The sequence below is a fragment of the Streptomyces toxytricini genome, assembly GCF_014649915.1.
Lineage (GTDB): Bacteria > Actinomycetota > Actinomycetes > Streptomycetales > Streptomycetaceae > Streptomyces > Streptomyces toxytricini.
Map to the genome: position 1 here is coordinate 40,821 of NZ_BMTY01000016.1, position 13,939 is coordinate 54,759.

The 13,939-nt window shown below is 79.1% G+C and carries 11 protein-coding genes; 3 read left to right on the forward strand and 8 right to left on the reverse strand.

What is annotated here, in order from left to right; all coding sequences use genetic code 11:
- Both IE170_RS20840 and IE170_RS20845 read left to right on the forward strand, forming a co-directional pair.
- The coding region (locus IE170_RS20840; RefSeq protein WP_189810949.1) for an MBL fold metallo-hydrolase at positions 1-755 on the forward strand (755 nt) is incomplete at its 5' end.
- Complete coding sequence (locus IE170_RS20845) at positions 752-1,405, forward strand: DedA family protein (RefSeq protein WP_229885010.1); 654 nt, start codon at positions 752-754, stop codon at positions 1,403-1,405. The genes IE170_RS20840 and IE170_RS20845, both read left to right, overlap by 4 nt.
- Positions 1,406-1,685: 280 nt before the next feature.
- Here IE170_RS20845 and IE170_RS20850 read toward each other — a convergent pair whose 3' ends face one another.
- The 6 genes from IE170_RS20850 to IE170_RS20875 form a co-directional block, all read right to left on the reverse strand.
- Positions 1,686-2,870, reverse strand: a complete 1,185-nt coding sequence (locus tag IE170_RS20850) for an MBL fold metallo-hydrolase (RefSeq protein WP_189810950.1) — start codon at positions 2,868-2,870, stop codon at positions 1,686-1,688.
- Between the two features lie 171 nt (positions 2,871-3,041).
- Complete coding sequence (locus IE170_RS20855; RefSeq protein WP_189810951.1) at positions 3,042-4,259, reverse strand: aminotransferase class I/II-fold pyridoxal phosphate-dependent enzyme; 1,218 nt, start codon at positions 4,257-4,259, stop codon at positions 3,042-3,044.
- Positions 4,260-4,368: 109 nt separating this feature from the next.
- Positions 4,369-4,941 (reverse strand): TIGR03086 family metal-binding protein, encoded by a 573-nt coding sequence (locus IE170_RS20860; RefSeq protein WP_189810952.1) that lies wholly within the window; start codon positions 4,939-4,941, stop codon positions 4,369-4,371.
- A gap of 1,426 nt (positions 4,942-6,367) precedes the next feature.
- Positions 6,368-8,434 (reverse strand): DUF5107 domain-containing protein, encoded by a 2,067-nt coding sequence (locus tag IE170_RS20865; RefSeq protein ID WP_189810953.1) that lies wholly within the window; start codon positions 8,432-8,434, stop codon positions 6,368-6,370.
- A gap of 103 nt (positions 8,435-8,537) precedes the next feature.
- Positions 8,538-9,449: an arginase family protein gene (locus IE170_RS20870; RefSeq protein ID WP_189810954.1), complete on the reverse strand. Its 912-nt coding sequence runs from the start codon at positions 9,447-9,449 to the stop codon at positions 8,538-8,540.
- 4 nt (positions 9,450-9,453) lie between these two features.
- On the reverse strand, positions 9,454-10,119 hold the full coding sequence (locus IE170_RS20875; RefSeq protein ID WP_189810955.1) for a GNAT family N-acetyltransferase: 666 nt from the start codon (positions 10,117-10,119) through the stop codon (positions 9,454-9,456).
- 34 nt (positions 10,120-10,153) lie between these two features.
- Here IE170_RS20875 and IE170_RS20880 point away from each other — a divergent pair, with 34 nt between their 5' ends.
- Entirely contained in the window at positions 10,154-10,867 is a 714-nt protein-coding gene (locus IE170_RS20880) for a hypothetical protein (RefSeq protein WP_229885012.1), read from the forward strand.
- Here IE170_RS20880 and IE170_RS20885 read toward each other — a convergent pair.
- Together IE170_RS20885 and IE170_RS20890 are read right to left on the reverse strand one after the other, a co-directional pair.
- Positions 10,864-12,942: a S9 family peptidase gene (locus IE170_RS20885; protein ID WP_189810956.1), complete on the reverse strand. Its 2,079-nt coding sequence runs from the start codon at positions 12,940-12,942 to the stop codon at positions 10,864-10,866. The two genes, IE170_RS20880 and IE170_RS20885, sit on opposite strands and share 4 nt — an antisense overlap.
- Positions 12,942-13,939, reverse strand: a 998-nt coding sequence (locus IE170_RS20890) for a M20/M25/M40 family metallo-hydrolase (protein ID WP_229885014.1), incomplete at its 5' end; no start/stop codon positions are given. The genes IE170_RS20890 and IE170_RS20885, both read right to left, overlap by 1 nt.

Below are 13,939 nucleotides of genomic sequence, written 5' to 3' on the forward strand. Positions count from 1 at the left end.
GGGGGCATGCCGCCTGCACGGTGGAGGATTCCGGGGTGCGGGTGCTGACGGACCCGCTGTTCGCGCCGCGGCTGGCGCACCTGCGGAGGCGGCGCGGGGTGCTGCCGCCGCCCGATGCGGCCGTGGCGGACGTGGCGGTGGTGTCTCACCTGCACGCCGACCACCTGCACCTGCCGTCCCTGGCCCGGCTCGCGCCCGGCACCCGGCTGGTGGTGCCGCGGGGTGCGCTGCGGGCGGTGCCGGGGCTGGCGCGGCTCGCCGGGGAGCGCGGGCTCGCCGTGACGGAGGCGGTGCCGGGGGACGTCGTCGGCGTCGGTCGCGGGGTGCGGGTGCGGGCGGTCAGCGCGCGGCACGACGGGCGGCGGATGCCGTGGGGGCCGCAGCGGGTGCGGGCGCTCGGCTTCGTGGTGGAGGGCGCGGGGCGGACGTACTTCGCCGGGGACACGGGCCTGTTCGCGGCGATGGCCGGGGAGGTGGGGCCGGTCGACGTGGCGCTGCTGCCGGTGGGCGGCTGGGGCCCGTACCTGGGGCCGGGGCACCTGGACGCGGCGGGTGCGGCGCGGGCGTTGGCGGCGCTCGCGCCGGCCGCGGCGGTGCCGGTCCACTACGGGACGTACTGGCCGATCGGGATGGACGCGGTGCGGCCGCACGAGTTCCACGCGCCGGGGCAGGAGTTCGCGCGGTTCGCGGCGCGGCTGGCGCCGGGGTCAGCGGTGCGGGTGCCGGGCCACGGCGAGCTGGTGCGGTTCCCGTGAGGGGCGTCGCGGTGGCGGCGGCCGCGGGCTCGGCGTGGGCGGCGGGCGGGGTGCCCGCCGAGACCGCCGAGCAGGCGGTCGGGTACCCGGCGCTCTTCCTGCTGGTGGCGGTCGGGGCGCTGGTGCCGGTGGTGCCGACGGGGGCGCTGGTGAGTTCGGCGGCGGTGGTGGCGTTCCATCGGGCGTCGCCGCCGCTGGGGGTGCTGCTGGTGATCGGCGTGGCCGCGCTGGCCGCGTTCGTGGGGGACATGGCCCTGTACTGGCTGGGCGGGCGCGGCGTGCGGTCGCAGGGCGGGTCGCGGGGGGTCGAGCGGCTGCGGGCGCGGACCGCGCCGGAGGGGCTGGAGCAGGCGCGGGCGGGCCTGGAGCGGCACGGGGTGCAGGTGCTGGTGCTGTCCCGGCTGGTGCCGGCCGGCCGCATCCCGGTGATGGCGGCCTGTCTGCTGGCGCAGTGGCCGCTGCGCCGGTTCGCGCGCGGGGACGCGCCCGCGTGCGCGGCGTGGGCGGCGGCGTACGGGCTGATCGGTATCCTCGGCGGGTCGCTGTTCGCGGAGCCCTGGCAGGGCGTGGTCGCCGCGGTGCTCCTGGCCCTGCTGGCGGGCGCGGCACCGGGGCTGTGGCGGCGGCTGCGGGGCGCAGGCGCCGGGTGACCTCCCCGCGGTGACCGCGCGGCACCTCGGCGCCGGAGCCGCGGCGGGCGTTCGGGGCTGGGCGTACGCCCAGGCGTACCGGGCGGACGTACGGGGCCGGCGCGCAGGCCGGGCGGGCAGGCGGACCGGGCAGGCGTACGGGGCCGGCATACACCGGGGTACACGGGGCGGGCGTACGGGTGAGCAGGCGGACAGGGCCGGGCGGGCCTGCGGGGCGCGGTCGCGCAGGCCGGTCGGGCGTTCGGGGCGGCAGACGTACGGGGCCCGGCTGCGGGCCGGTTCACCAGCAGCGGGACGCGCCGATCGGCAGGTCCCACAGGTCCTCGCGGGCGAGGCCGGCGCGGTTCCAGGCGGCCCGGACCCGCTCCAGCGGCTCCGTGACCGGCTCGGCGGAGAGCACGAACGTGCCCCAGTGCATGGGCGCCATGCGCCGGGCCCCGACGTCGGTGCAGGCCCGGACGGCCTCTTCGGGGTCGGCGTGGACGTCGCGCAGCCACCAGCGCGGGGCGTAGGCGCCGATCGGCAGCAGGGCCAGGTCGATGCCGGGGTGGCGGCGGCCGATCTCGGCGAACCAGTGGCCGTATCCGGTGTCCCCGGCGAAGTAGAGCTTGCGCGGCGCCGGCGAGCGGGTGTCGGTGAGGACCCATCCGCCCCACAGGCTGCGGCAGGTGTCGAGCAGGGTGCGCTTGGACCAGTGATGTGCGGGGACGAAGTCGAAGCGTACGCCGCCCAGTTCGGCGGCCTCCCACCAGTCGAGCTCGGTGACGCGGGTGAAGCCGCGGCGGCGGCACCAGCGGCCGAGCCCGGCGGGGACGAAGAGCGGGGTGTGCCGGGGCAGGCGGCGCAGGGTGGGGGCGTCGAGGTGGTCGTAGTGGTTGTGGCTGATGACGACGGCGTCGATGGGCGGGAGGTCCTCCCAGGGGACGCCGACGGGCGTCATCCGGGCCGGTGTGGCGAGGATCCGGCGCGACCACACGGGGTCGGTGAGCACGGTCAGGCCGCCGGTGCGCACCACCCAGCTGGCGTGGCCGGCCCAGGTGACGCAGGACGTGCCGGGCGCCAGGACGGGCAGCGGGGCCGGCGCGCAGGGCAGGTCGGGGATGCCGCGCAGTCCGTCGGGCCCGGGCCGGAAGGCGCCCTCGCGGGCGAGGCGGGCGTAGGCGCGCAGGCCGGGCATGGGGGTGGTGAGCCGGTCGGCGAAGGAGCGGGGCCACAGGCGGCGCTCGCCGAGGGGGCGCGTGGCGGGCGGTGCGGGAGCGGTACCGACGGGCGGCGCGGGAGCGGTACCGGCGGGCGGCTGCGCGTCGGGATCGGGCCCGGCGGGCGGCTGCGCGTCGGGATCGGGCCCGGCGGGGTCCGGCTCCGCGGGGTGCGCGCCGGGGCGGGATCCCGCATGCGGCGCGGTGCCGGGGGGCTGCGGGGGGCGGCGCGGGACGGCGGCGGGGGCACTGGTCTGATCCCTCATCAGGAAGTCTCCGTTCACGGCGGATCGGGCTCGTCGTGGCGGTCGGCGGTGCGGGATGCGGTCAGGGCGTCGGCGTCGGGCTCGGCCGCGGCTGGCAGCCCGGTGCCGGGGCCCGCGGCCCGGGGGTCCGCGGCGGGCGGACCGGGATGCGGGGGCGCGGGGCGGGGGCCGTCATGGCGCCAGCCCGGCCAGGACCGTGCCGAGGTGGTCCAGGGAGTCGCGTATGGACGGCAGCGCGAGCGGGTCGCGGGCGGTGAGCGCCGCGAGGCGCTCCCCGGGGGTGGCGCCGAGCAGCGGGCCGGTGGAGAGGCGGACCCGCAGCGAGCCCAGGTCGTCGGCGAAGCGCTGCCCGCCCGGGGTGGGGGTGCCGAGCCGGGCGCCGAGCCAGTCCTCCAGCTCCATCGCGTCGCGGATGCCGTGCCGGGCGAGGCCGGTGCGCAGCGGATCGAGGTCGGCGTAGACGTGCCGGCCGGCCTGCGGGGGGCGGGCGAGGGCCCCGGCGGCGAGGAGGGTGCGGTGGACGGCCCCGGCGACCGCACCGTGCAGGGCGGCGGCCCGGCGGGCCCGGTCGGCGACGGCGGCGGGCTCGTCCAGGGCGTGCGCGGCCGCGGCGGCGACGGGCCCGGCGACGGACGCGCCGGTCGCGGCGAGCACGTCGAGGGTCCGGGCCCGCAGCCAGGTGCCGTGCGGGGTGCCGGGGAGGCGGGCGACGGCGGCGGGCCACCCGGCGGGCAGCAGGGCGCCGGACAGGTCCAGCAGGACGGCGGCCCCGCCGGGCAGCATCTCGGCGGGGTTGAGGACGAGGGTGCGGTGCGGGACGTGCACGGTGTCGCGCCACGTCTCGTCGCTGACGACGAACAGCCCGGCGGAGGCGGCGGCCTCGCAGGCCTCCCGCAGCAGCTCGGGCGGCGGGACGGTCGCGGTGGGGTCGTCGGCGACGGACAGCAGCAGCACCCGCGGGTCGCCGCCCTCCGCCCGCACCCGGCGCACCGTCTCCAGCAACGCGTACGGGTCCGGTACGCCGCCGCACTCGGCCGGGGTCGGCACGTGGTAGGCGCGGCGCCCCAACAGCCGGATCTGCGGGGTCCACCAGGCGGGGCAGGGCCGCGGCAGGAGCACGTCCCCGCCGTGCGCGCCGAGCAGCGCGAGCAGCAGGGCGGGCGCGCCGGGGGCGGCGGCGACCTCGTCGGGGGCGGTGGGCAGGCCGCGCCGCTGCCAGTGCCGGGCGGCCGCCTCCAGCAGGGGCGGGGCGCCGCCGGGGGGCTCGGGGTCGGAGCGGACCGCGGCCGCGGCGAGGGCAGCGGTGAGCTCGGGCAGGACGGGCAGTCCGGGCGCCGGCGCGGGCGGTCCGAACCGGACCGGGCCCCGGCCCTCCGCGGTGCGCTGCATCCCGGCCACCTCGCCCTGCCTTCCCCGTCGCTTGGCTGCGCCGCTCGACCCTGCCCTTTATACGGTCGTTCGCCGGGATGCGCCTGTTGTGGGCGGGCGCCCGGCGCGCTCATGCGGCGCGGCCGGTGAGGGCGAGGAGCCGGGTCTGGTCGTCGGCGCCGGGCAGGGGCTCCAGCGGCGGGTCGTACATGCCTCCGGCGGCGAGCCCGTCGGCGTACGGGGTGATCTCGTCGAGGGCGAACCGGACGAGGTCGGCGGGCAGCCGGTCGTCGGCGCCGACGGCCCGCGCGAGGTCCCAGGCGTGCACGACGCAGTCGGCGGTGAGCTCCGCGCAGTAGGCGGCGGCCTTCGAGGGGCCGTAGGAGAGGGAGACGATGCGCTCCAGCGCCCAGGGGGAGGCGAAGGCCGTGTGGGCCGCCCGCGCGGCCCGGTCCCAGGCGGCGGCGGGGTCGTCGCCGAGGACGTCGCCGGCGAAGCGGTCGCCGACCTCGGCGACGGTGCAGCCCTCGGTGACGAGCGGGGGCACCCACAGCTGCTCGGCGGTGACGTGGTTGACGAGGTCGCGCACCGTCCACTCCGTGCAGGGGGTCGGCAGCCCCCACTGGCCGGGGGCCACGGCGCGGACCCGCGACCCGAACAGCCGGAGCGCCTCGGCGTGCTGTTCGAGGAGTGGCTCCGACATGCTCCCACCGCCTCCGACGCGGCCCGACGCCCCCGGGGCCCACTCTCCTCGCCCCCGGAGCGGCCTGCCACACCGCGTCCGCATGCCGGGACCCGCGTCCCGCAGCGCGGACGACGAACGGGCCGTCAGGGCACGGCCGCCGACGCCGGGCAGGCGGCTCCAGGCGAACTGCCTCCGGGGGCCGGCCGCCCCCGTGCCGCCTGGCCCCGGTCACCCGGCCGCGGGCCGCCGGGCCTCGGATCGGCCGGGCTCCGGGCCGCCTGGCTCCGGGCGGGGCGGATCCCGGGACGGTGGACTCCGGGACGGGGCCCTGCGCCCGCAGGCTCCTGGGCGCCTGGCCCCGGGTCACCGGGCCGCGGGCCGCCGGGCCTCGGATCGGCCGGGCTCCGGGCTGCCGGGCTTCCGGTGCTCCAAGCCGACTGGCTCCGGGCAGGGCCACCCGTCCCGGAGCCGCCCTGCGCCCGCCGGCTCCGGGGCGCCTGGCCCCGGGTCACCCGGCCGCGGGCCGCCGGGCTCCGGGTCGGCCGGGCTCCGGGCCGACTGGCTCCGGGCGGGCCGACTTCGGGCGGGGGACTCCGGGACGGGCGGCCCTGCGCCCGCCGGCTCCGGGGCGCCTGGCCCCGGGTCACCCGGCCGCGGGCCACCGGGCCTCGGGTCGGCCGGGCTCCGGGCCGACTGGCTCCGGGCGGGCCGACTCCGGGCCGGCCGACTCCCGGCGGGCGGCTCCGGGCGGGCGGCTCCGGGCGGGCCGACTCCGGGCGGGCCGACTCCGAGCCGGCCGACTCCCGGCGGGCGGCTCCGGGCCGGCCGACTCCCGGCGGGCGGCTCCGGGCCGGCCGACTCCCGGCGGGTGGCTCCGGGCGGGCCGACTCCGGGCCGGCCGCCTCCCGGCGGGCGGCTCCGGGCCGGCCGACTCCCGGCGGGTGGCTCCGGGCGGGCCGACTCCGGGCCGGCCGACTCCCGGCGGGTGGCTCCGGGCGGCCGACTCCCGGCGGGTGGCTCCGGGCGGCCGACTCCCGGCGGGCGGCTCCGGGCCGGCCGACTCCCGGCGGGTGGCTCCGGGCGGGCCGACTCCGGGCCGGCCGACTCCCGGCGGGCGGCTCCGGGCCGGCCGACTCCCGGCGGGTGGCTCCGGGCGGGCCGACTCCGGGCCGGCCGACTCCGGACGGGCCGACTCCGAGCCGGCCGACTCCCGGCGGGTGGCTCCGGGCGGCCGACTCCCGGCGGGCGGCTCCGGGCGGGCCGACTCCCGGCGGGCCGACTCCCGGCGGGCGGCTCCGGGCGGGCGGCTAAGGGCGGGCGGCTCCGGGCGGGCGGCTCAGGGCGGGCGGCTCAGGGCGGGCTGACTCCGGGCCGGCCGACTCCCGGCGGGCGGCTCCGGGCGGGCGGCCCTGCGCCCGCCGGCTCCGGGGCGCCTGGCCCCGGGTCACCCGGTCGTCGGCCGCCGGGCTCCGGGTCGGCCGGGCTCCGGGCCGGCCGGTCCCGGGTCGTCCGGCTTCCGGTCGGTCGCGTCCGCCTCGCGGGACGGCGGGTGCATGCGGAAGTCGTACGCCGCCGGCAGGCGGTGGTCGGTGATCCGTGCCCACACCTCGGAGAGGATCTCCTCGCCCTCCCTCAGGTCCGGCAGTTCGAAGCCGTCCTCGAAGACGCGGCGGGCCGCGGCCGCGTGGCCCTCGGCCGCCAGGAGCATCGCCCCGAGCAGCCGGAACCGCGGCTGCTCGCGCAGGGCGGGCCTCAGCCCCTCCCAGACGGCGCGGGCCTGCGGCGGGCGGCCTGCGTCCAGGAGGGCGGTCATCGCCTCCCGGCCGAGTGCGGACTCGGCGGCGTCCCACGCCTCGCCCTCCGGCCGGGTCGCCGCGAGGTCGGCGAAGGCCTCCGCGTACCGGCGGGCGGCCCGTTCCGGGTCGCCGACCAGCAGGTCGGCCGCGGCGAGGCAACGCAGCAGCGGCCAGCGCGGGCGGGCCGCGGCGAGGCCGCGCTCCCAGCTGCGGACCGCCTGGGCGGCGTCCCCGGCGTGCCACTGGGCGACGCCCAGGTGGTACTCGGTGAGCGGGTCGGCCGGGGCCGTCTCCAGCATGTCCCGCCAGTGCGGGGCGACCAGGGTGGGCCCGGGCGGCTCCTCCCCGTCCGGGGCGGGCAGGGCGCCGGACCGCCACAGCTCCAGCCAGGGCTTCTGCGCCTCGCCCAGGTCCGCTTCGGCGAAGGGGGTACCGGGCAGTTCGTACCGGCCGCACAGGACTTCGAGGGCGCCCCATCCCGAGCCGCGGGCCAGCCGCTCCCCCGGCTCGGTGTCGGCCGCCGCGCGCCAGGCGGCGTACGCCTCGTCGACCCGCTCCCGGGGCAGGGCGGCCTCCAGCGCCTTCCCGGCCGCGGCGCGGGCCGCCGCCCAGTCCGGCCCGTGCACGGCCTCCGGGTCCGCCGAGAGCGGCCCGTACGCCTCCAGCCAGCTCAGCTCGGCCCCCGGCTCCAGGCGTACGTGCTCCCGCTGGGTGCGGGCGAGGCCGGCCTGGATCTCCGCGTAGCCGCCCGTGCCGGGCTCGGTCAGCCACTCCTGCCAGCGGCGGCCGCCGCGGCCCGAGCCCCACGCGAAGAGCTTCCGGCCGCGCAGGAGGGAGGTCGACGTCTGGACGAGGCCGCGGCCCTCGCCGTCGAGCGCGGCGATCCACGGCCGGGCCCCGGCTTCGGCGGCGACTTCGTAGAAGTAGTCCGAGGCGTGGGTGCTGCGCAGCGGGTACGTGCGGTCCGCGCCCTCCCACTCGGGGACGGGGATGCGGCGCAGCGCCCCCTCCGCGGTGGGGTGCCAGGCCTCGTCGGCGGGGGCGAGGACGCGCAGGCCGGCGTCTTCGGGGACGGCCGTGTTGGACCACCAGTACACGGGTGCGGGGCGCTCGTGCGGGTTGCGGACGCGCACCCCCGCGTACAGGAACTCCCCGTCCCCGGGCAGCCAGAGGTCCACCTGGAAGGGCAGGTCGCGCAGCCGCTCCCACTCCCACAGCCGCAGCATCGTCCCGCCGTCCGGGGCGGGCACGGCGGCGGCGTGCAGCGGGGCGCAGGCGAGCACGGAGTGGCCGGTGGCGCCGGTGTTCCACTCGATGCCTCCGGAGAACCAGGCGCCGTTGAGGGCGAAGGCGGCCGGCTGGAGGACCGGGTTGCGGTAGAGGAGCTCCCGGCCGGTGGGGACGTGCACGAGGGAGTGGACGCGGCCGCCGAGGCCGGGCAGGACGGTGGCCCGCAGGTGCGCGTTCTCCAGCACCAGCGCCTCGACCCGGGTCTCGGCGCGCAGCCGCCCGTAGCCGTCGCGGATGCGGGCCGGCAGCAGCGAGCGCAGCTGCCCGTAACCGATCTGCCGGGCCATGTCGCGGGGCAGGGCCCGGCGCGCCCGCTCATCGAGGACCGGCGGGGCGGGCGGCGGGCACAGCGCCGGGAGGGGGTTCTCGGGCCCCAACGGGGCTGCGGGCAGGGTCAGTACGGCGCGGCGGACGGTGGTGGCCATGCGGGACATGGAACACGCCGCGGCGGCCGGTGCCCAGGGGTTGCGCACAGGACCACCCGGTCGGGACGAGGCCTGGCCGGTCCGCCGCCGGCCGCGCCGGCCGTCAGCCGGACTGCCGTGCGAACGCCCCGACGACGAGGTCCGCGAGGAGGGCGCCGGCCCGGCCGTCGGGGTCCAGGTCCGGGTCGTAGATGGTCACGTTGAGCCCGACGCACCGCGGGGAGCCGATCAACACCCGCAGCAGGTCGGCCAGTTCTGCGGGGAGCAGGCCGTCGGGGTCGGGGCTGTCGACGGCGGGCATCACGGAGGGGTCGAGGACGTCGGCGTCGAGGTGCACCCAGAAGCCGGCGGTGACGGGCGGGTGCAGTCCGTCCAGCGCCGCCCGGGCCGCGGCCGCGGCGCCGCGGGAGCGGATGTCGCCGACGGTGGCGGTGCTGATGCCGGCGGCGCGCAGTTCGGGGAGGTCGGCGTCGCCGTCGCGCAGCCCGAAGAGGCGCACGTCCTCCTCGCGCAGGTAGGGGCCGCGGCCCTCCAGGTCGGTGAGGTCGGCCTGGCCGCGGCCGGTGGCGAGGGCGAGTTCCTCGCCGCCGGCCGCGCCGACGGGCCCGTTGACGGCCTCGTTGCCGGGGTGGCGGAAGTCGGCCGAGCCGTCGATGGCGGCCAGCCCGTACCGGCCGAGGCGCCGCAGGGCCAGCGAGGCGCCGAGCTGGATGGAGCAGTCGCCGCCGAGGACGATCGGGAACTCGCCGGCCGTGAGGTGCTTCTCGATGCGGTCGGCGAGGGTGACGGTGTACGCGGCGAGCGGCCCGGCGTGGAAGACGCCGTCGCCTTCCCGCCAGTCGCCCCGGTCGTAGCGCGGCGGCACCACGACGCCGCCCTCGCGGGCGCCGAGCCGGCTCAGCAGGCCCTGTTCGCGCAGGGCGCCGGCCAGCTTGTACACGCCGGGCACGGTGCCCGGTGCGGGCGGCCGCAGCCCGAGGTTGGACGGTGCGTCGAGCAGGACGAGGCTTCGCATGGGATCATCCTGCGCCATCGGGGCCGCCCGGGCCAGAGGCCCCCGCAGCCCCGGCGGTGATCGCCCAGCGCTCGTGGTCGCGCCAGGCGCCGTCGACGAAGAGGAAGTCCGGGGAGAGGCCCTCCAGGCGGAAGCCGCGGCTGCGGACGAGCCCGATGGAGGCGGTGTTGCCGGGCTGGATGTTGGCCTCCAGGCGGTGCAGCCCGAGACCCGCCTTGTCGGCCGGGCCGGTTTGGGTGCCCGGGCCGGCCCCGGCGGCGTCTGCCCGGCTCCCGCCGCCGTCGCCGGCGAGGGGGGCGAAGGCGTGGGCGAGGACCAGGTCGAGGCCCTCGCCGAGCAGCCCGCGTCCCGCGGCGTGCGCGAACGCCCCGTATCCCAGGGCCCCGCACTGGAAGGCGCCGCGGACGATGTTGTTGACGTTGACGAAGCCGGCGATGGCGCCGGTCGCCCGCTCGCACACCAGGAACCCCGCCCGGCCGCCGTCGCCGTCGCCGCCGGAAAGCCGGGCCGCGTACGGCTCGTACGCCTCCAGTGTGTCCGGCGGGGACAGCCACGGATGGTGCAGTCCGCGGCTCTCGCGCACGCGGGCGGTGAACTCGGGCCCGTCGGCGGCCCGGAAGGGCCGCAGCGCGACCCTGTCTCCTTCGGCGAGGTACGGGGGAAAAGGCATCGTCCCAGCGTATGCGCCGTGGCAGGATCCCGCTGTGATCACCGACTCCCCGGCGGACGGCGGGCTGTTGGAAGCCGCGGTCCGCAACAACGCCGAGTGGTGCGCCGCGGTCTGCCCCGGCGGTGCCTTCACGGCCGACGCCTGGACCAGCCCGCACCGTACCCCTCCGTACTATCCGGACGCCGTCACCCTGAGCCGCGGCGCCTCGGCCGCCGGACTGGCCGCCGCCGTCGACACGGCCGCGCCCGGCTGCTCGGTCAAGGACTCCTACGCCGTGCTCGACCTGGCGCCGGCCGGCTTCGAGGTGCTGTTCGAGGCGCAGTGGATCCACCGGCCGGCCGGGCCGCCCGCCGGCACCGGCTCCTCCCTGCGCTGGTCACGGGTCGGCAGCCCGGCCGAGCTGGCGCAGTGGGAGGCGGCCTGGGGCGACGGGGAGCCCGCCGGCCTCTTCCGCCCCGGCCTGCTCGCGGCCGGGATCGCCTTCCTGGCGGGGCGCACCGGCGACGGCCGGATCGCCGCCGGGGCCGCCGCCAACGAGGCGGCCGGGGTGGTCGGCGTCTCCAACGTGTTCACGGCCGCGGGCGTTCCCGTCGACGAGGCCTGGTCGGGCGCCCTCGACCGGATCGCCGCCCTGTGGCCCGGCCTGCCGGTCGTCGGCTACGAGAGCGGCGAAGACCTCGAGGCTGCCGCCCGGCACGGCTTCGCCCCGCTGGGCCCGCTGCGCGTCTGGCTCCACTCCCCCGCCTAGGGCGTCTCCAGCCGCAGCCTCGGCACGTCCGTCCGCTCGATGCCGAACACCTGGGCGTACAGGGAGAGTTCCGTCTCCAGCGCGCGGACCATGGTCTCCGCCCGGCGGAACCCGTGCCCCTCGCCCGCGAAGGCCAGGTACGCGTGCGGCACGGACCGGCCGCGCAGCGCCGCCAGCAGCCGCTCGGCCTGCGCGGGCGGGCACACCGCGTCGTCCAGCCCCTGGAGCAGCACGAAGGGGGCGGTGATCCGGTCGGCGCGGGCCACGGGCGAGCGCTCCCGGCAGACCACGGCGAGGGTCTGCGGCGGTCCGGCCAGCCCCTCGATGTAGCGGGACTCCAGGTCGTGGGTCTCCTCCGCGAAGCCGCGCAGGTCCAGGACGGGGTAGCGGATCGCCGCGCAGGCGTACAGGGACGTCGAGGCCAGCGAGGCCGCGGCCGTCCAGCCGCCGGCGCTGCCGCCGCGGATCGCGAGCCGGGCCGGGTCCGCGGTCCCCTCGTCGGCGAGCGCCCGGGCCACGGCCGCGCAGTCCTCCACGTCGACGACGCCCCACTGCTCGCGCAGCCGCTCCCGGTAGGCGCGCCCGTAGCCGGTGGAGCCCCCGTAGTTGACCTCGACGACGCCGATGCCGCGGGAGGTGAAGTAGGCGATGTGCAGGTCGAGGACGGGCGGGACGTGCTCGGTGGGCCCGCCGTGCGCCCACACCGCGTACGGCGGCAGTTCGTCGGCGGGGGCCCGCCGGGCCGGGTGGTGCGGAGGGTAGACGTGCGCGTGGATCTCCCGGTCGTCCGGGCCGAGGAAGGTGCGGGTCTGCGGCTCCGGGTAGTAGGCCGGGTCCACCGGGGCGGGGGCCTGGGCGCCGACCACCCGGGCGTGGCCGGTGCGGGTGTCGAGCTCGACCACCTCGTAGGCGGTGCGGGGGCTGGCCGCGACCCCGTACACGAGGTCGCCGTGCGCGGCCAGCGTCGGCTGCCAGGCCGTCCACGGCCCGGCGGCGTCGACGAGGTCCCCGGTCTCGGGGTCCAGCACCCCGAGGACGCTCGAGCCCAGCCCGTGCAGGACGGCGACGAGGCCGCCCGCCGGCCCGCCGGTGCGGGGGCCGGCCCCGGGCAGCGGGACGAGCCAGTTCAGGCCGGGCCTCCACAGCGCTCCCCCGAACTCCTCCTCCCGCGGGCACAGGTTCACGGCCTCGCCGGTTTCGGGGTCGACGCGGTACGGGTTCCACCAGCCGCTGCGGTCGCTGACCGCGAGGAGGCTGCCGTCCTGCGCCCAGTCGGCCTGGGCGACGGCCTCGTCCGGGCCGCCGAGGACGGTGCGCGGGTCGGCGAGGGTGCCGTCCCCGGTGATCCTGGAGAGTTCGGCCTCGGTGCCGTCCCAGGGCATCCGCGGGTGGTCCCAGACGAGCCGGACCGCGTGCCGGCCGTCGGGGGACAGGCGCGGCCCGGTGCTGAAGCGGTGCCGGTCGTCGGTGAGCTCCCGTACGCGGGACCGGTCCTCGGCTGCCGACCCGTCGAGGGGTACGGCGGCCAGGACGCGGCGGACGTCGGTGGGTGCGGGCCCGGTGAACTCCTCCAGGACGCACCAGGCCTCGCCGCCGCGCAGGACCGGGTCGGCCCAGCGCAGGGGGCGGCCCGGCGGGGACGGCGGGGTGAGGGGGCGGGGGGCGGGGCCGCCGGGCGCGTCGGGCTCGTACGCGTACATGCGCTGGTCGGCGAAGTGGACGAAGACGAGGAGCGGCCCGCCGCGGGGCCGTTCGGTGCCCGCCCAGGGGCGGCCCCCGTACTCGGTGAACGCGCTGCGGACGTTCCACGGGGCGGGCAGGGCCGGGCGGGGCGGGCCGCCGTCGGCGGGGCGGCGGACCAGGGTGCGGCGGCCGCCTTCGGCGGGGCGCGGCTCGGTCCACCAGACCTCGGGGCCGATGGTGCCGAGGTATTCGGGGCGGCCGTCGAGGGAGGCGGCGAGGGCGGCGTCGATGGGCGAGGGCCAGCTGCCGTACGGCTGCTCCCGGATCGCGGCGGGAGGCGGGGCCGGGGCATCCGGGGCGGGGGCCGGGGGGTCTTCCCGGGCGGCGCCCATCACAGGTTCCGCAGCGCGTGGTCGAGGACGCGGACGCCGAAGTGCAGGGCGTCGACCGGGACGCGCTCGTCCACGCCGTGGAAGAGGGACCAGTAGTCGAAGCCGGGCGGGAGTCTGAGCGGGGAGAAGCCGTAGCCGGTGATGCCGAGGCGGGAGAACTGCTTGGCGTCGGTGCCGCCGGCCATGCAGTAGGGGACGACGCGCCCGTCGGGGGCGAAGCGTTCGACGGACTCGCGCAGGACGGCGAACGTCCGGCCGTGGACGGGTGCTTGGAGGGCGTCCGTACGGTGGTGGAACTCCCACTCGACGTCGGGGCCGGTCAGCTCGTTCAGGGTGGCGAGGAACTCCTCCTCGCCGCCGGGCAGCGTCCGGCCGTCGACGTACGCGGTGGCGGTGCCGGGGACGACGTTGACCTTGTAGCCGGCGCCGAGCATCGTCGGGTTCGCGCTGTTGCGCAGGGTCGCCTCGACGAGCGTCGCGGCCGGGCCGAGCTTGGGCAGCAGTTCGTCGAGGTCGGTGCCGCGGGCGCGCGGGTCGACGTGGAGGCCTTGCAGGGCGGCGAGTTCGGTGATGCAGGCGGCGACGGTGTCGGTGAGGCGGACGGGCCAGGTGTGCTCGCCGATCCTCGCGACGGCCGCAGCGAGCCGGCTGACGGCGTTGGCGCGGTTCGGCTTCGAGCCGTGACCTGCCGTGCCGCGTGCGGTCAGCTTCAGCCAGGCGGTGCCGCGCTCGCCGGCCGCGATCGGGTAGAGGGGCCGGCGGGGGCCGTTGTGCACGGTGAAGGCCCCGGATTCGCCGAGCCCCTCCGTACAGCCCTCGAAGAGGCCGGCGTGCCGGTCGGCGAGGTGGTCCGCCCCGTCGACGGCGCTGTCCTCCTCGTCGGCGGTGAACGCGAGGACGATGTCCCGGCGCGGGACGGCGCCCGCGCGGGCCCAGGCGCGCACCACGGCCAGGACCATGGCGTCGGCGTTCTTCATGTCGACGGCGCCGCGGCCCC